Genomic DNA, 17,685 nt, shown 5'->3' with positions numbered 1-17,685 from the left:
ATGACGACTGTTAGTTTATAGCAGCGCAGCGATTAGCATCTACCCTAGTGCCATTACATCTATCATATTGACTCTCCAGCGTTGATGACCGCAAAATTGTGCCTGCAACCGCATGCCTTTGTTGAAACAGATGTGGGGTCGTTACCGTCACCGCGATCGTTTGGTAACAGAAATATGAGGCAGCGAAAAGCGTTAAGGTCTGTCAAATCTATCCGGTTCAGTCTTTTAGGGCAAAGTACAGTAGAGTAATGAGCCTTACGATCGAAAAAATATCTAGTCAGAGTTGCTGAGTCTACTTTTTGACCACTCTTAGTTTTTGTCAGCTTCAAGGTCATGAGCAGTCGCTTGCTACAAGTTAATGCTGTAGGAACCCTATCCTAGATTGATTTTCAGCAGTTTGTTAGAAAGTGACTCGCTCCTATAACGTTGTTTCAAAAAAGCAACTTCACACAAAACTTTCTCACAGAAGTAAAATAAAAGTTACATTAGCTGGGCAGCGGGTAGTTCAGGTTAACGTATCGCTTTTACTCATTGCAGTCGTACTGTACGTATTTTTACCGTTCAGAATATATTGAAGTTTCCTCAGGTCACTTGAAGAGTTCCTTGGTTCATGTCACAGAATGTGCTTCCCTCAAAATGGCTAACTAACTTTTCTGATCCCTATGCCGTCTTGGGAGTTTCAGTAGCTGCGGACGATCGTCGTGTCCTTAAGCGTTACCGGGCGATCGCAAAACTACTGCATCCTGATCGCTATACACTTGAAGACAATACAACCAAAGAACTTGCTAGTCAGCTTTTTGCTCGGTTAGTCAACCCTGCTTACCAAAAGTTGAAACAAGAAAAAGGGCGCAAGGAAAATGCATCCCTCCTGCGGTTACGAGCACGGCAACTCTACCGCGATACCTCCCTCAACCCTCAGGGCAATCTGGCACGTCAACTTATCCAACAGCCCATCAGCGAGGTTGATGTGTTTTATGAGCAGGCAATTACCCAACTTGCCGAGTCTCAATATGAACCATTAGAGCAGTTTGAATCGCTGACACAGCAGCTTGGTGAACTCAATCTAGTTTATTCGCAACTAAAAGTAGGCGAAACACTGATTCGCGAGAAGCCTACTGGAATTGTGCCTAGCCCGACGCAGCCAAAGGTGCCCATCTTTTCGCCGCCACCAGAAGTTGCTCCCCCCACTTATTCTGAACGGCACTATCGTCGTGCACAGGAATACATGAAGAAGAGCAACTGGAAGGCGGCAGAGCAAGAGCTGCGGGATGCCATTAAAATTGAGGCAGGCAAAAGTGAATACCATGCGCTGCTAGGGGTTGCCTATCTACAGCAAAACCTGCAAAGTATGGCGAAGGTTTACATGCGTCAAGCGCTGAAGCTAAATGCTGAAGACCCGTTGGCGCTTAAGTTTGCCTCTAAGCTCGGCATTGAGGTTCCGGCTTCGGAGTCTAAACAGCACAATGACAACCCACCTAAAAGTCAGCCAGCAAAACAACCTGACAGAAATGGTGGGCTGTTTGGTTTATTTCGAGCGAAGAAATGACACCAGCAATATAGCTTTCAAAAGTAGCGGCATCCAGCGATTGCCGTTAAAGATTGCTGTTCAAAGAATCACAGTAACGTTGTTTTTACTCGCCGTTCAGCATAGAGAATCATACCGAACGCAAGAATGCCAAGAAACAAAACACCGATCGCACCAGCAAGGGGATTGCGATCGAAGCCCGTTAACCACTCAGGCACGTGTGGAGCATACTCAACCAGTTTGCCAACATTAACAATGTAATAGCTCCAGACCAACCCAGCATGTAACCCCATCGGCAAACCCAAACGTCCTCGAAAACTGTTCGCAGGCAGATTGTGTTGCGGCGCAGGTTGCGAACTAGAGGGCAATCTACCACCAACGTCACCACAGGCTCGCTTTGCCAGCACCAACGTTAGCCCTAGCAGCAATAGTGCCGGAAACTGTGGTCTTAGCCCATGTACTAGTGCAAAAATAGTTGCATTGACCCAGAGGACAACCTGCGGGCGATAATCACGCTGAAGTTCATCCAGCAGCCAACCACGAAAGAACAACTCTTCGGCGAAACCAATACCTAGAGAGACCAGCAAGCCTTCTACAACCAACCGCCAGAACGCGATCGATGGAGGCTGCCAGATCACCCAGCCAAAGACCCTCTGTACTGCAAACAAAGCGAATAGACTGGCAATACCAAGCGCTAGACCAGCTAGCACTTCAAGCCCCATCCGGTAAGAAAACTCGAGTCCATAGCGCTGCAACAAGTTGGGCTGACGGTAAACCCATCGCCCCCAAAAGTTTACTAAAAGAAGGAACTCGGCGTAGAGGATAACAAGCGTCACGATGCTGACTGTGTTGCTATCCTCAATCACCTGATACAGTGGGACCGCGATCGGCACCCATAGTAGCAGCAGGACGACCAGAAACACCCCAATCCTAATAGGAGCCGGAGCACGTACTAACTTAGGTAAGGTCAGCTTCACAGTGCTCTCAATGCTTACTCGTCTGGCTCGATCGTGCTGCTTAAGCCGTGGCTGTTAAGCGTTTCACTATAAAACTCTGCGTGTTCTTGAGCGCAAGTAATGACTAAAGCCATCCCATTAGTATGCGCTTCCATCATGATGTCAACTGCTTGTGGCTGAGTCAAACTAGCCACTGTTGTCATCAAGGTCTGCACTACGTACTCCATTGAGTTGTAGTCATCATTGTGAAGCAATACGCGGTAACGGGGCGCAAGCTTGCGAACCGTTGAACGCTGTTCAATGGTTTCGACAGACACGTTTCTATCCTCTCATTAAAAAGTTAACAACAAATTGAACCCGGTCAGGCAACTTGATGGCAGTTGCGACCTTGACTTCATATTTAAAGACAGCGGTGCAATGAGTCAAACTCTAACGCACCTTAAAGCCAAGATTTAGATGGCTGTGCTTTGCTAATTTAGGTCAAAACACAGAGACCATACTGACGTTACTTAACATCACTTATAACACTCAATAGTGGCTTTCGGCATCCGTCTCTAAGACAAGAGGTTTGTACCAATACGAAAGCCTTTGACCGAATGTATAGAGTCTGTACACTTAGAAACTCTAGAGATAGTGCTGCTTTCAGTATTATGGCGGCGGCGAGAGAGGCACTCGACCGTCTAAGATCAAGGGAAACTAAACGCTTACCCTATGGGTTTTCCTTTGAATCACGGGTGTGGCAGTCCTGCGGTTCCCTGCTTTCAACCGTCTCAGATTGTTGGGCTGGAACACGAAGCTAGTTGCCTTTATGCCGAAGTGGTGCAGGTGATTGAGAGTCGCCAGAGCTGCTGGGTACGTCCTCTGATGTTGGTATTTTGGTCAGAGGCAACTCAAAGGCAGAATAGTGCGCTGGCAACAATGGCAGCGTGCTACGACTTACGCCATGACTCTGATCTGCTTTTACCACTGACCTTGTTTCGAGTAGCACTGGATGTAGAAGTGCTACCGTGGCTAGCTGACCTTTACATAGACGATCGCGACGTAGCCGACTCTGAAAAAAAGGCAAGCGGGCACCAGCTATTCAAAGAGTTTATTCAGCAAGTTTGGCAGGCTCATCCAGAGGTGTTTCAAGCCCCCTCACGACTGAAGAAGACTTAATTTTTAGCCGATCGCCTCACAATCAATATCCAGCACATAGCCCTTCTGACAAGTAGGCAGGGGTTAAAGGGGCTTTGCCCTTGGATAGAGGGTTTTACCCTTCCACTCACAAAAATATCCTTAGTTTATTAACGCCTAGCTATTGATCAAGGGACTGATTAGGCGTTTTCAACTTTACTTGCACCTGTTTAAACCGACAGGTCATTTCAACAAATTTTTGTCAGCGTTGAGCGATGGTCAGTTCAGCCCTGCCAATACTGTTAAACCTAGAAACTTTGTAGCAGAGTACACAAGTAGCATCAGAGCGTGCTTCTAAGCTGCACATCAGCAGGCACTTAACCCTGTCGGTTGAAAAGTACTGGTTTTAAGGAGGAGTCAGAAGTCAAAAGTGATGATTGTTGAGCTTTCAATAATCGGGCTTTTGACTTCTGTTTTTTTGCATCCTGCTGTCTTTCCCCTATTTCAGTTATGGAGTTGCATGATGAAGCAGCCGCCAAGTCTGTCACTCTGTAGAGCTGTGAAATTGATGGAGAGCCATGCTGCGATCGCAAAGAAGCAAGGAATCATTTGCTGTTGATGTTGAAATGCTTTCAGCTTGAATGAATCAGACTGCGAAGCAATAAATCCAACCAATTTGGGTTTTTAAGCGAGAAAAAGCGTCGGCTTTTTGATTGCCTTAGCAAGCGTAGCTGGCACTTAGAGCTACCATCTATTAACTTTTTACTGAGGACAAAACCATGCCAGAAGTAACGACCCCTGCTCATCAAGTTGGCGATTTTTTCGTTGATTACGAAGAGAAAGTTTTTGAAGATGTCAAAGCCGATCCAGGCGAAAAAGCGCTGGTGACGTTTCACACAGTTGCCTTTGAAGGGTCGATCGGGTTAGTCAACCTCCTGCAAGCCCTACGCCTGTTACGGAAAGGTTTTGAAACCTCTGTTTTGCTCTATGGTCCTGGTGTAACGCTGGGCGTGCAGCGCGGCTTCCCAAAGATTGGTGATGCAGCGTTTCCGGGGCACCAGAACTTCAACGATCAACTCAGCAAATTTATGACGGAAGGCGGCAAGGTTTATGCTTGCCGTTTTGCTCTCCAAGCACTGTATGGTCATGGCGAGCCTTCTCTGATTCCCGGCATTCGCCCCATTAGTCCCCTGGATGTACTGGACATAATCTTGCTGCACCGTAAGGATAATGCCTTTATTCTCGACACATGGACAGTTTAGGAAGTTTTAAGTAATGAGTTTTGAGTTTTGAGTTGGACAAAAAGCTCAACTGAGAACTCAAAACTTAGAACGATTAACTTGTTAGGAGGCGCTGTGGATTATTCCCGCATAGTGAGAGCGGCGGCAGTACAAATCAGTCCGGTGCTGTTTAGCCGCGATGGGACAACGGAAAAAGTGTTGCAGGCGATCGCCAGCGCTGCTAAGGAAGGCGCACAGTTAGTCGTTTTCCCTGAGACGTTTGTGCCGTACTACCCCTACTTCTCCTTCGTACAGCCACCCGTGCTAATGGGCAAAGAGCATATGCGGCTGTATGAAGAAGCCGTCGAAATTCCGGGTGCTGTGACGGACGCGGTGAGCCGTGCAGCCCGTTCCTACGAAATCGTCGTTGTTTTGGGGGTCAATGAGCGCGATCGCGGCTCTATCTACAACACGCAACTCATTTTTGATGCCGATGGTTCGCTGCTGCTAAAAAGGCGCAAAATCACCCCCACGTACCATGAACGCATGGTTTGGGGACAGGGTGACGGCGCAGGTTTAACCGTTCAGGATACAGCCGTGGGCAAAGTGGGTGCTTTGGCATGTTGGGAACACTACAACCCGTTGGCTCGGTTTGCCCTGATGGCTCAGCATGAGCAGATTCACTGTGCCCAGTTCCCCGGCTCAATGGTGGGTCAAATTTTTGCTGACCAGATTGAAGTGACGATCCGCCATCATGCACTGGAGGCAGGCTGTTTTGTCGTTAATGCGACAGGCTGGCTATCACCGGAGCAAGTGGGGCAGATCACTGCTGATGAGACGCTACAAAAAGTGTTGAGCGGTGGCTGTCATACAGCAATTATTAGTCCAGAAGGTACACATCTTTGCCCGCCGATTACCGAGGGCGAGGGGATGGCGATCGCCGATTTAGACTTTTCGCTCATCACAAAACGTAAGCGCATGATGGATTGCGTCGGTCATTACGCACGCCCTGACTTACTGCAACTGCGGCTGAATCCGAGTCAGTGGGCAGTCGTGAGTGGCTTGCAGGATGAAAGCACCCAACAGTCAGCGGCAACACCTCCTCTCAACATCCCCCAACCTGAATTTCTTACGCTGGAACCATAAGTGGTTTAGCGGTCAGCTATCAGCTATCAGCAGTCAGCGGTCAGCTTTTTAGCCTTTAGCCTTTCCCCCTTACTCCCTACTCCCTGACCAATGAACAAACAGCAGTTAATTACAGACCTCCAGACAAATGGGTTGAGGTTAGTAGAAGAAACTGGCGCGGCTGGACGCAAAGGTGGCGCAGGACCGTCGGATCATAAAGCCGTTACAGTTGAAGGGACAACGGTTATGGTGCCGATCTATACAGGTACGGCAGCACGATCGCCTTATACGGCAACCCTTGATGCAGCCACAGAAGCAGTCATGCTGCATTGTCATGATGAAGCGGTGGCACCAATCACCTTTCCGCAAGCGCCAAAGTTTTACAACCTGACGACAGCGGATGGCGTTCCTTACTGGAAAATTGCCTTGCTGCATAGCCATGAGGTCCTAGCAACCACAGTGCTGCAAACCTGTATGCGCCACAGCGATGCAGCAACCTCCTGTCAATTTTGCGCGATTGGACAGTCCTTAGAGGCAGGTCGGACGATCGCCCGTAAAACGCCTGCCCAGCTAGCAGAAGTGGCAGAAGCAGCAGTGCGGCTGGACGGAGTAAAACACATGGTCATGACAAGCGGCACGCCAAACACGAGCGATCGGGGTGCCGCCTATTTAACCGAGTGCGCCCGAGCGATTAAGCGCCGAGTTGATTTGCCAATACAGGCACAGTGCGAACCACCGGACGACTTCATCTGGTTTGAACGACTGAAGGCTGCTGGCGTTGACACGCTGGGCATGCATTTAGAAGCTGTTGATCCACAGGTGCGTGCCCGAATCATGCCTGGAAAAGCAACGGTGCCCGTAGCGTATTACTACGAAGCCTTTGCTGCTGCCGTTAAGGTCTTTGGTTGGGGACAAGTCAGCACCTATCTGCTGGCAGGGCTGGGTGACGATTTGCCAACGCTACTGGCAGCCTGTGAGCGCTTGGTGGCGATCGGGGTTTACCCCTTTGTTGTGCCGTTTGTACCCATCAGTGGCACCCCATTGGCAAACCATGCGCCACCAACTAGCGCCTTTATGCTGCCCCTCTATCGTCAGGTGGGTGCAATGCTTGCACGCGCGGGTCTGTCTTCTAATGACATTAAAGCAGGCTGTGCTAAGTGCGGTGCCTGTTCTGCTCTTTCAACATTTGAAGAAGTTGTTGGTTGTTAGAGAAGGTAAGCAGTACGGAGTAGAGACGCAAGCTATTCAAAACTCAAAACTTAAAACTTCTACCCCCTCTTCTTATGTCTACGCCTTCTTACTGCTTTAAACTGGCAACAGCACCGTCCGAAGTAAGCGGTTATTTCGCCTTACGGCACTCGATTTTTGTGGATGAGCAGCAGTTGTTTCAAGGCTGTGATGTGGATGCGATGGATGCGATCGCGTACCCGATTATTGCGCTGGCAGCCGAAACTGCAGAGAGGCAGAGGCGCAGAAGTGTCGGTCAGCTTGTTTTGCCGCTCACACATCATCCTGTACTCTCAACACATCATGCTTACCCCACACAGAATACGCCTGTGCTGGGTGTTGTAAGAATTTATGAGCCAGAACCGGGCTTATGGTACGGCGGCAGGCTTGGTGTCCATGAGGCGCATCGTCGTGCCGCTCGGATTGGTAAGGGGTTAATCTACAAAGCTGTGACGACTGCAAATACGTGGGGTTGCGATCGCTTTCTTGCCACAGTGCAGCTTCAAAACGTCCGATTCTTTCAGCGACAGCACTGGCACTCCCTCGAAGAACTAACCATTCATGGGCTGCCGCATCATTTAATGGAAGCCGACTTGAACTACTATCCCCCCAGCACCGAACAGCGTCCAGCCCTCTCTAGTTTTACCAGGGAAGCCTCTTGATACTGGCAGACCTCGTTACACACTTACAGCAAGCACTGGGCATCTTGCATAAGCAGGATATTCAGATTGCGGCGCGGCTGTTAGGGAGAAGTAGCAGACAGGGGCCAGAAGTCAGGAGTCAGGAGTTAGAGTTAACTCAGAACTTAGAACTCAAAACTCTCCCCACTCCGGTTCCGCTAGGCGCTCACGTCGAAGCCCACTCCCCATTCCCCACTCCCCATACCCCACTCCCTATCCTTCTCGGCGATGACTGCGCTGCCATCCCTGATGGCTCTGGCTATTTGCTCTTAGCCGCAGAGGGTATGCTGCCGCTACTGGTAGACACAGAACCTTGGTTTGCAGGTTGGTGTGCCGTGATGGTTAACGTCAGCGACATTTACGCAATGGGTGGTCGTCCGGTTGCGGTAGTTGACACGATTTGGAGCCAGACAACAGCTATTAGTGAACCGCTTTTAGACGGTATGCGCGCAGCAGCAGCAGCATACAGCGTGCCGATCGTCGGTGGACATACGAACGGTCGTAGTCCTTACAATGCTCTCTCGGTCGCCATTCTAGGACGAGCAAACCAACTCATCACCAGCTTTGACGCACAACCAGGTGATCGACTGTTATTAGCAACCGACTTTCGCGGTACGCCCCACCCCAAGCATCCCTTTTGGAATGCCGCAACAATGGCAGATCCCATCCAATTGCGTGACGATTTAGCCATCTTGCCGCACTTGGCAGAAACAGGGGTTTGTAAGGCAGGTAAAGATGTCAGCATGGGCGGTATTGTAGGCTCCTTGCTGATGCTGCTAGAAACCTCAAAGTGCGGCGCAGTGTTGGATCTCGATGCTATTCCTTGTCCACCAGAATTGCTGCTGGAACAGTGGCTGCTGTGCTTTCCTAGCTATGGCTTTTTGTTGAGCGTCCACCCGGATAAAGTCGATGCAGTACGATCTCAGTTCCATAAGCGTCATTTGGTGTGCGAGGCGATCGGCGAAGTCCAGTCAAGCCCACAGCTTGTACTTCAAGCCCAAGACCAATCAGCCGTCTTTTGGGATCTCGCCACACAAGCTCTCACAGGGTTTTCGCCTACCTAGACCTGTTGGAGCGTTGTCTCTCCTTAAGTTGCTAAAATGTCGCTCGCTACAATGTTCATAGCTTAGATCGGCATGAGCCATCAATTACTGGCGCTGATAGCGCATTCCGGGTTGTTGCGAAACCAAGCCCATGAGTTCAAGCTGAAGCAACGCACTAGAGACAGAACCAGCCTGGAGCGCTGACTGCTGCACAATCAAATCGAACGGCAAAGCGTCAATGCCGCCGTCCTGCGGAAAGTTGGTGAGGATTTGCAGGACTTTTTCGAGGTCAGGTGCCAGATCTAAGGGAATAGCGGTTTGATGGGCTGTTGTGGGCGGTACGAGTGGTGGTAGAGTGCCCAGCATTTCGAGCATGTGAGCTTCGCTGAGAATGACCTGAGCACCTTTGTTAAGGAGGTGAAGACAACCGGTCGCCTTTGGGTTATCCAGGCTACCAGGCAGCACATAGACGTCGCGCCCATAATCATTGGCAACGTGTGCCGTAATCAAGGCACCCGATCGCAACGGCGCTTCCATAACAATCGTGGCGCGGCTGAGTCCTGCAATAATGCGGTTGCGGCGCGGAAAGTGGGTGCGATCGGGCTGTGTCCCTGCCGGATATTCGCTCAACAGCAACCCGTGCTGCATTACCTCCTGGTGCAAATCACGGTTTGACCAGGGGTAGACGACATCAACCCCAGTACCCAGCACCGCTAGAGTACGTCCATGCAAGCTAATACAGCTTCGATGGACTTCTGTATCAATGCCTTCTGCCAGACCGGAGACAACAGTGAAGCCGCTTTGTGCCAGTGTTGTAGTGAGACGACGAGTCCAGCGTCTACCGTAGTCAGACGGATCACGGGTGCCAACGATCGCTACCATCGGTGTTGTGCCCTGATTCTCTAGCAGTTCCACCTTGCCGCGATAGTACAGTAGCGCAGGCGGGTCAGGCGCTTCTAGTAACAGGCGGGGATAGTTAGCATCAGCAGGTGTCCAAAAGTTGGGGTTCTCGCGTTCATGCTGGTTAAGCAGCGCCACCGGATCGAGTTCCTTGCGCTCTGCCACAATCGTCTCTGCGGTCTGAAACCCAACCCCTTCCACCTCGATCAGTGCAGTCGCGTCTGCTTCCCATGCCGTTGTTAAGGAACCAAAGTGCTTCTGCAATCGCCTGAGCAGAACTGGACCAACGCCATTCATCTGTGACCAGGCAAGCCAAAAGGCACGTTCTTCTACCAATGTTCTCTCCTCATGTGATGCCCCTGATGGAAGTGTAGGCTGCAACTACTAAACCCTATTAGCCCCTAAAGCGATAGAAGTCTGCTGCCAGTATTCCCAGTGATTGATGATGATCGCTTAGCCGCTGCTGTAGAGACGGCACGATTGCCTAGCCGCTATACTCGCGCTATACGTTTCCAATACTTTTCCACGCCTGCTCACGTTAAGGAGCAACGGCGATCGCTGGTAGCAGTCATTATGAACAATTTGGTGATCAAAGTTGCAAACTTCTCGAGCGACTTCCCCGCAATCCAGCAGATTCGATCGCTTGTTTTTCAGAGTGAGCAGGGAGTTACGGTTGATTTAGAATTTGACGGTAAGGACGAAGCTGCCGCACACCTGCTGGCATTGTTGGATGGTGAGCCGATCGGCACAGCAAGAATTCGTACGCTTGATGCCCAAACTGCCAAAATTGAACGGGTTGCTGTGTTGAAAGCAGCACGAGGGTTGGGCATTGGCAAAAGCATAATGGTCGAAGCGCTGGCATTGCTTACCCAGGCAAAAATGGCAGAAGCCCATATCCACGCGCAGACAGCTGTACAGGGCTTCTACCAACAGCTTGGTTTTGAGCCAGAAGGCAGCATTTTTATTGAAGCGGACATTCCCCACATCAAGATGAAAAAGCGGTTGAGCCAGCCTGAAGTCTGAATAGGTGAAGGAATCAGCAGTTGCAGGCGTGCTATAAGGACGGTTGAGGTTCGGTAATACGACCTCTTTCAACGACTATTTTAGGAAACGCTGATCATCGTATTGGAGTATGCTAGTATCAATGGCTGGAAAGGCTGCTTCCCCCTGATAGCATTCATCTACACGTTGCCGAAAGCCACTTTGGGAAGCATCAAACGCAGTATTTACACAACTTAAGCTTTACACAATTTAAGGACATGACCCAGAACGTTATGAACCAGCAGGTTGCTCACCCAATGGTTAAATTGCAGCGTCAAGTGCGATCGCTCGTCGAAGGCAAGCTGCTAAAACCAACAGATAGCATTTGGAAAATTGCCTTGCTCTATGGCGATGACTGGTCTTATTGGAAGCAAGAACTGCTTTCGTTTGAATTCACCATGCAAGATCCTGTTAGCGACTTGCTAGCGGTGGAAAGCTGGGAAGAAGAAGACTAGTAGCAGAAAGCAAACGGTAGAAGGATGAAATGGTGATGTGAGAAGCTACAGCAAAAGGATGAAGGATAAATAGAAGCCCTTGCTTGAAGGACGTTTCAAGGTTTATGTCTGTCTTAACGTTCTCTTCGACGGCTATATTTGCTGCTTCGTTACTGCTCAATTACTTCTACGCTCATACATCATGCTGAAATAAGCCTTTAGCCCCCAGCCTTCTTAAAGGCAGCGTGACAACGCCTGCGCTAACTCTTTTGCAGTGCTGTAGCGATCGCTAGCACGTAAGGCAGTGACGCGCTCAATTACATGACGCAGAGGCGGCGTAATCGCTGGGTAGCCGTCCAGCAGAAAGTGGTAGCCCTGGCTAGATTTTTTGTAAAGACGGCTGGGGTTTTCGCCTGTGATGAGAAAGATCAGGCTTGGTCCGATCGCGTACAGGTCAGACTGGGTGACAGGGCGACCTTGGGCCTGTTCGGGAGCAGCATAGCCTTCAGCACCAATGCGTGTGCTAGAAGGCATCCCGACTGCTTTGACGGCTCCAAAGTCCAGCACGGCGATGCGATTGCTCGTTGTTTGCACTAGCAGATTGCCGGGCTTAATATCACGGTGAATGATGGGCGTGCGATGGTGGTGGAGGTAGTCCAGTACGTCACAGGTTTGCATCATCCAATCGATCGCCTGTTGTGCTGAAACAGCACCTTGCTTGCGAATGCGATGTTCCAGATCTTGACCATGCAGCAACGCCATCACCAGATACTTTTTGCCTGCTTCAACAAAAAAATCGTAAAATTTGGGAATACCTGGATGGTCCAGTGTTTGAAGGGTGCTCGCCTCCCGCTCAAACAACTCTCGTGCTTTGGGAATGCGAGCCATGTCAGCATTCATTTCTTTGAGCACTCGTAGCGCCTCTTGTGGTCTCCCGGACGGTAGCACCGAAGGGCTTGGGTGCCACACCAAGTAGGTTGTACCCATACCGCCCCGACCCAACACGCGCAGAACCTGATACTGGCGGATCGTTTTCTCGACTTTGACTGGCAACCCACAGTGAATGCAAAACAGCGTATTGCTCGGATTATCATTATGGGTGCAGGGGCGCTGCGGCAATGCTTTGGTTAATGGCAATACACTTGGCAACATTGGCAGTTGGGGCGTTTTAGTGCTCTCTGGCTGCTGAGCTGATACAGTACCTGCTGCCAGAATTTGTAGTTTCAGCAACGGTCCATCCTGCGCCAGTTGCAGCAACGCAGTCTCAGCAATTAGTCCTTGAGACATGACAGCACCATTGACAAACGTGCCGTTAGCGCTATGGTTTTCTAAATGCCAGCAGCGCTGTTCTATCGGTGTGGCAGCATTCCCTTGTCGACTATCGTCAACCTGCCGTAGGTCTAGATGATGACGGGAAACCAGTAGATCGTCCAGTATGACGTGATTGTCGGGAGCGCGACCAATCCGAATCAGCGTTTCACTTTTGAAGCACCATTGCTTTAAGGGAGTTTTGTCTTGCGGATGGAGGAGGGTCAGGATGACCATTGGCGTTTGAGTTGCGGTGATGAATTATAGGTGACGAGAAACAACTCAAAAACTTAGCACACACAAGGTTTACCGCAGGTGATCGAGGTTAGGGCGCACTTTAGCACGGATGGCGATCGCCGTAATATTGTCATGCCCGTTTAATTGATTGGCAAGCTCGACCAATTGACAGACACCCTGCTCCAAGTTCGCTTGCGAACTAAGCATGGGTTCGACATGCGTACGCCAGTGGGTCTCTAGCAAGTCGTTATCGGTCAGCCCGTCGGAACACAGGAGCAGCAGCGTATCTTCGTTTAGCTCAACATATTGAATATCGGGCTTAACAAAGTGTTCGTCGCGAGGTCCCAAAGCCTGGGTTAACTGATAGGCATCAGGCCGAGCATAGGCAATGTCGGGATCAACACCTCGCTGAATTTCCCGTTGACCCACTTCATGATCGATCGTGATTTGCTCCAGTCCTCGCTTGCGAGTGTAGCGATAGAGACGGCTATCGCCCACATGAGCTACAGCCGCTTCTGTGTCTTGAATGAGCACCACAACCAGCGTAGTGCCCATACGCCCACTGCCAGAACGGGCATTTTGCTGGTTCACATCGTAGATTGCTTTGTTGGCAAGCTGCACAGCTTCAATCAGCACATCAGGTCCCGGCAAAGTATTAGCACCATCAACTGAGAAGGGCGCACTCTGCCACTTCTCTTTGAAGTAGCGCCGCAGCGTATCGACCGCGAGAGCGCTAGCAACCTCTCCGCCTGCGTGCCCGCCCATGCCATCGCACAGAATGTAGAGGTTGCGGGCATGAACCGTTTTACCAGAAGGGCTTTCTAGCTTAGTTGCCTGAGTTTCGATCCCAAAGTAGTCCTCATTATGATCCCGTTGCCGCCCAATATCAGTGCGTCCTGCATCCTCTAGGTTAAACAGCTGCATTGGCAAGACAACCGTGGGCAAGTCATCGCTATCACGATCGTCATCTGACGCTGGCGGCTCGGTCAGTGGGACTTCTAAACGGGTTGAGGCTGTAGATGCACTCACGTCAGCAGGAGGAGAGGCAGAGGACAAGTCGGCTGCGATCGCTGGATTATCAGCAGACGTATCAGTCAACTCAAAGCTTTCAGAATCGGACATCATCTCGGTCTCGGGTTGGTTTGCCTGAAGTTCGTGGGCGACTTCCTCAATGCGCGATCGCAAGTCAGCGATCGTCGTCAATTTGCCAGCCTCTATGTCTGCTAGCAGTACATAAATGGCACCAATTTGAGTGCGCTGTGACTGAGCGAACAAAGTTTGCCACAGTTGCCCTAGATCTTGCAAGGTCAGCGGAGCCTCTACTGGGTCAACATACAGACGTTGCAAGCAAACCGCCTGGTCTTCATCGACCCGCAGATTGTTGATTTCTAACAAACTCTGGCAGGCATGCCATGTTTCTAGTGCGCTCCACAACTCTGTCATTTCATAGAGCCAATGCAACAGTTGGAGAGCCGGTAGCGCGAGATCTAGATCCAGCCACAAGTCAATCAGCCGTGGTAGCGACGATCGATCTTCCAACACAAGGATTTGCTGCCCCTCTTGCTGCCATGCATCATGAATAACGGGCAACGCTTGATGAAATTTGCTGCCCAAAGCCAGATAAGGCTGGGCGATGGACGGTACTGCCATTGACTGCACCGACTGCCCACGATTAGCTTCGGACGGCGCTGCTTCACCCGCCTCTGCCGTAGCCAACAGCGGATCGCTACTAGATAAACCTGTTGATGCTTCTGATGCTTGCTTTGCAAGTGCTTCTAAAAGTGACATTTGAAGTGGCTGACAGTCTAAAACCAGTACATGCCTTTCATTTGCGGCTTGCTGGTTAGCTGCCTCTGGCTCTGGCGAGTGTAAAACCTCCAACAGTTGATAGCGCTGATGGCGATCAAGGTAGACCGCTGTACAAGTGCCACCGACTGATACTGACTCCTCTACGGTTGCAGTCGTGTTAGCTGACAGGGAGATCTCAGAAAGTTGATGATCACCAACTACCAGCGCCCACCAGATTACGCCCGCGATCGCGCCACACTCCTGGCACTCTACGCTGTCAAAAGGAACCAGGCTATCGCATTCAGGGCAAGTATTTTGAGTGAGTGAGGTGCCGCACTCCTGACAAAACTTGTTGGTGTTGGGATTTTCAAACTGGCATTGAGGGCAGACAAGCATGATGGGCTTCCTAAATTCCCGTCTGGGAGGCTCAGGGTGGGGCTTCAGCGACAGAAACGCATCAGCGCCAAGCACTGGTGCTGAATCAAGACACTGCGACGAGGACGATCGAGTTCTAACTGACAGAACTGTAGCCTATTGAAGCAGCATTCCTAAAAACGTCCCTGCTGTGTACAGCTTATCCGAATGTTTGCTACTCAGCACCCACAAGCTAGGGATTCACAGATCCACCATGGCGGGTAAGACTATACGTCTCACGCGACTGCGGTTCACAAGGTCAAGACAGACAACTTTTGCAGCAATAATCTGCACCTTGTTTAATAGCGTAAAACCCTATATAGCAGGGGAGAGTTTCGCATATACTTCGCTCATTCTCAGGCACTTGCTCCTGGTTCTGGAGAATCCGAATGCGCTGCTGGCCTAACCACCGCTGCCTTTTGCCTTGTAGCCCAGCTTCAACAGAAACTCAACGATTTTTTGCTTGTGATCGCCCTGCAGCTCAAGTTCATTCTCTTTCAGCGTACCGCCGGCACCGCAATGTGCTTTGAGCGTTTTGAGCAGGTTTGTTAGCGTCTCTTGGCTTGCTTGAAAGCCACGAATGATCGTCACTGTTTTACCTTTTCGCCCAGCGCGCGATGCCTCTACTCTCAAGCTTTGCTGATTAGGCGGTAGGTCGGGAACGGCTCGTTTAAGCGCATCCGTATTGTCCGCATTGCCAAATTCCGAGTACACAACCCGCCCGCGATCGAGCGGTCTTGCACTGGCAACATTCGCTTTAGCGGGCTTTTGTTTGGAGGACATAGAGCCGTTCCTTTAGCCTTTCATGTGTAAGTGAGTACTTTATGACGGTAAGGTTTGGGCTGACGCAACGCTTCCTTCAGCACCTAAAGGAGGTCTGCTGCATCAAAGGATGAGAGCAATCATTCCTTGATGCAGCAATACCAACAGAAGCTGCTTCACACCTGGCTTCTATTTACCCATTCCCAACTGTTGCGCTTTCTGGTAGACCTTTCCTTCTGTCAACAAAGAAGGAGCAATGACAATTTCAACTTGCTGCATTTCTTTGATATTCTTTGCCCCCAAAGTCCCCATGCTAGTTTGCAGTGCGCCCAGCAAGTTGTGCGTACCATCGTCTAGCTGAGCGGGACCACGAAGAATTTGCTCTAATGTACCAGTGGTATCAACGCGAATCCGAGTGCCACGGGGCAAGATTGGACTTGGCGTTGCCATGCCCCAGTGATACCCACGTCCCGGTGCTTCTTTGGCTTTGGCAAAGGGAGAACCAATCATCACACCATCTGCACCGCAAGCAATGCACTTGCAGATGTCACCGCCTGTGATCAAGCCGCCATCGGCAATGACAGGGACGTAGTTGCCCGTTTCTTGATAATACTCATCGCGAGCCGCAGCACAGTCTGCGATCGCCGTTACTTGCGGCACCCCTACACCCAGCACACCCCGTGAGGTACAGGCTGCTCCAGGACCAATGCCAACAAGAACACCAGCCGCACCAGCCTTCATGAGATTGAGTGCCACTTCATAGGTCACGCAGTTGCCCAAAATCACCGGAATCGGCATTTCCTGGCAAAAGTGAGCCAGATCGAGCGGCACGACCGACTCTGGAGCTAAGTGAGCCGTAGACACAACTGTTGCCTGTATGAAAAACAAATCAGCGCCAGCTTTGGCAACTGCTGCACCATACTTCGTCGCACCGATCGGCGTTGCACTGACGGCTGCAACCCCACCCTGCTGCTTGATTTCGTGAATCCGTTGCTCAATCAGCTCTGGCTTGATTGGTTCTGCATAGAGTTCTTGCATCAGCGTGACAAACTCGCTTTTGCCTACGGACGCAATGCGATCAAGCACTGGATTGGGGTCTGCATACCGAGTTTGGATACCCTCCAGATTCAGCACGCCCAGCGCCCCTAACTGAGACAAGCGCACCGCCATGCCAACATCAACCACACCATCCATCGCGCTCGCAATGATGGGAATCTCGCGCTCAATGCCACCAAGCTGCCAGCGTGTATCTGCCAGCTTTGGATCAAGAGTCCGCTGCCCAGGCACAAGCGCAATCTCATCAATACCATATGCCCGTCGGGCGGTTTTGCCCCTACCAATTTGAATGTCCACCGTTCTTCCCACGTCTTTTAGTTAGGGTATCAAATCACGACGCGGATTGGCGCGTTTGGCTGGAGAGAGAAGGTAAAAGACAGAAGACGGAAGTTTTAATGCCTCCTCGTTCCTCATTGAAGATTCGGGCAAATCGTTTGCTCAATCACATGTGCGGGTGGATGTTCTTGCCAACCGGAGAGAATCCCGTTTAACTCAGCGCGGAGGGTTTCTAACGCCTGAATCTGCTGGCTGACAATCGCCACTTTATCTTCAAGGTGTTGCTTCACTTCATAACAAGGCAGCTCGCCCTCATCATGAACAGTCAGGATCGTTCTAATTTCGTTCAACGCCAGACCAAGCGACTGTGCCCGTTTCACAAACGCCAGTCGGTTCAATACCTCTGTGTTAAAGAGCCGATAGCCTGCCTGCGATCGCTCAACGGTTGGTGTCAGCAACCCAATCTCCTCGTAGTAGCGAATAGTTTTGACTGGTAGCCCGCTGCTGGTTGCCACTTCGCCAATTTTAAGGAGTTGTTTTGTCGCAGTAGTAATCATATTCTCATTACCTTCATTGC

Annotated in this window: 17 protein-coding genes; 9 read left to right on the top strand and 8 right to left on the bottom strand. The window is 50.6% G+C overall.

Going from position 1 to position 17,685, the window contains the following annotated elements; genetic code table 11:
- The first annotated feature begins 610 nt into the window (after positions 1 to 610).
- Positions 611 to 1,546: a J domain-containing protein gene (locus H6F76_RS24090; RefSeq protein ID WP_190512078.1), complete on the top strand. Its 936-nt coding sequence runs from the start codon at positions 611 to 613 to the stop codon at positions 1,544 to 1,546.
- A gap of 68 nt (positions 1,547 to 1,614) precedes the next feature.
- Here H6F76_RS24090 and H6F76_RS24085 read toward each other — a convergent pair whose 3' ends face one another.
- Together H6F76_RS24085 and clpS are read right to left on the bottom strand one after the other, a co-directional pair.
- The gene (locus tag H6F76_RS24085; RefSeq protein WP_190512076.1) at positions 1,615 to 2,502 is read right to left on the bottom strand and encodes a CPBP family glutamic-type intramembrane protease; all 888 of its coding nucleotides are present in this window, start codon (positions 2,500 to 2,502) and stop codon (positions 1,615 to 1,617) included.
- Between the two features lie 14 nt (positions 2,503 to 2,516).
- Entirely contained in the window at positions 2,517 to 2,798 is a 282-nt protein-coding gene (gene clpS, locus H6F76_RS24080; RefSeq protein WP_190512074.1) for an ATP-dependent Clp protease adapter ClpS, read from the bottom strand.
- Positions 2,799 to 3,192: 394 nt separating this feature from the next.
- Between clpS and H6F76_RS24075 the strand changes: the two genes are divergently transcribed.
- The 6 genes from H6F76_RS24075 to H6F76_RS24050 all read left to right on the top strand — a co-directional run bounded on the left by H6F76_RS24075 (position 3,193) and on the right by H6F76_RS24050 (position 8,913).
- Positions 3,193 to 3,639 (top strand): hypothetical protein, encoded by a 447-nt coding sequence (locus H6F76_RS24075; protein WP_190512072.1) that lies wholly within the window; start codon positions 3,193 to 3,195, stop codon positions 3,637 to 3,639.
- A 737-nt stretch (positions 3,640 to 4,376) separates the two neighbouring features.
- Positions 4,377 to 4,859 carry an MSMEG_0572/Sll0783 family nitrogen starvation response protein gene (locus tag H6F76_RS24070; protein WP_190453983.1) on the top strand — a complete coding sequence of 161 codons (483 nt, stop codon included), beginning with the start codon at positions 4,377 to 4,379 and terminating at the stop codon, positions 4,857 to 4,859.
- A gap of 93 nt (positions 4,860 to 4,952) precedes the next feature.
- A complete protein-coding gene (locus H6F76_RS24065; RefSeq protein WP_190512070.1) occupies positions 4,953 to 5,963 on the top strand; it encodes a Nit6803 family nitrilase in 1,011 nt (336 codons plus the stop codon).
- Positions 5,964 to 6,053: 90 nt separating this feature from the next.
- On the top strand, positions 6,054 to 7,151 hold the full coding sequence (locus tag H6F76_RS24060; RefSeq protein WP_190512068.1) for an MSMEG_0568 family radical SAM protein: 1,098 nt from the start codon (positions 6,054 to 6,056) through the stop codon (positions 7,149 to 7,151).
- A 74-nt stretch (positions 7,152 to 7,225) separates the two neighbouring features.
- Complete coding sequence (locus H6F76_RS24055) at positions 7,226 to 7,831, top strand: MSMEG_0567/Sll0786 family nitrogen starvation N-acetyltransferase (RefSeq protein WP_190453992.1); 606 nt, start codon at positions 7,226 to 7,228, stop codon at positions 7,829 to 7,831.
- A complete protein-coding gene (locus H6F76_RS24050) occupies positions 7,828 to 8,913 on the top strand; it encodes a sll0787 family AIR synthase-like protein (protein WP_242036827.1) in 1,086 nt (361 codons plus the stop codon). The genes H6F76_RS24055 and H6F76_RS24050 overlap by 4 nt, the downstream gene beginning before the upstream one ends.
- Positions 8,914 to 8,997: 84 nt before the next feature.
- On the opposite strand, the gene dprA is transcribed toward H6F76_RS24050, so the two are convergent.
- A complete protein-coding gene (dprA, locus tag H6F76_RS24045) occupies positions 8,998 to 10,128 on the bottom strand; it encodes a DNA-processing protein DprA (RefSeq protein WP_190512066.1) in 1,131 nt (376 codons plus the stop codon).
- 99 nt (positions 10,129 to 10,227) lie between these two features.
- Between dprA and H6F76_RS24040 the strand changes: the two genes are divergently transcribed.
- Both H6F76_RS24040 and H6F76_RS24035 read left to right on the top strand, forming a co-directional pair.
- On the top strand, positions 10,228 to 10,815 hold the full coding sequence (locus tag H6F76_RS24040; protein WP_347276107.1) for a GNAT family N-acetyltransferase: 588 nt from the start codon (positions 10,228 to 10,230) through the stop codon (positions 10,813 to 10,815).
- A gap of 251 nt (positions 10,816 to 11,066) precedes the next feature.
- On the top strand, positions 11,067 to 11,288 hold the full coding sequence (locus H6F76_RS24035; protein ID WP_190454416.1) for a DUF4327 family protein: 222 nt from the start codon (positions 11,067 to 11,069) through the stop codon (positions 11,286 to 11,288).
- A 213-nt stretch (positions 11,289 to 11,501) separates the two neighbouring features.
- On the opposite strand, the gene H6F76_RS24030 is transcribed toward H6F76_RS24035, so the two are convergent.
- The 5 genes from H6F76_RS24030 to H6F76_RS24010 form a co-directional block, all read right to left on the bottom strand.
- Complete coding sequence (locus H6F76_RS24030) at positions 11,502 to 12,812, bottom strand: protein kinase (RefSeq protein WP_190512064.1); 1,311 nt, start codon at positions 12,810 to 12,812, stop codon at positions 11,502 to 11,504.
- A gap of 69 nt (positions 12,813 to 12,881) precedes the next feature.
- On the bottom strand, positions 12,882 to 14,996 hold the full coding sequence (locus H6F76_RS24025) for a serine/threonine phosphatase (RefSeq protein ID WP_190512062.1): 2,115 nt from the start codon (positions 14,994 to 14,996) through the stop codon (positions 12,882 to 12,884).
- Between the two features lie 420 nt (positions 14,997 to 15,416).
- Entirely contained in the window at positions 15,417 to 15,797 is a 381-nt protein-coding gene (locus H6F76_RS24020; protein ID WP_190512060.1) for a translation initiation factor, read from the bottom strand.
- Between the two features lie 168 nt (positions 15,798 to 15,965).
- On the bottom strand, positions 15,966 to 17,129 hold the full coding sequence (locus H6F76_RS24015) for a GuaB3 family IMP dehydrogenase-related protein (RefSeq protein ID WP_190512059.1): 1,164 nt from the start codon (positions 17,127 to 17,129) through the stop codon (positions 15,966 to 15,968).
- A gap of 113 nt (positions 17,130 to 17,242) precedes the next feature.
- Positions 17,243 to 17,665, bottom strand: coding sequence for a heavy metal-responsive transcriptional regulator (locus tag H6F76_RS24010; protein ID WP_190512057.1), 423 nt, complete (start codon positions 17,663 to 17,665; stop codon positions 17,243 to 17,245).
- Positions 17,666 to 17,685: the final 20 nt, after the last annotated feature.

Origin of the sequence: Leptolyngbya sp. FACHB-321 (genome assembly GCF_014695975.1) — a bacterium.
GTDB lineage: Bacteria > Cyanobacteriota > Cyanobacteriia > Leptolyngbyales > Leptolyngbyaceae > Stenomitos.
The sequence above is the reverse complement of the archived record's forward strand: the minus strand, read 5'-3'. Positions and strand labels throughout refer to the sequence as shown.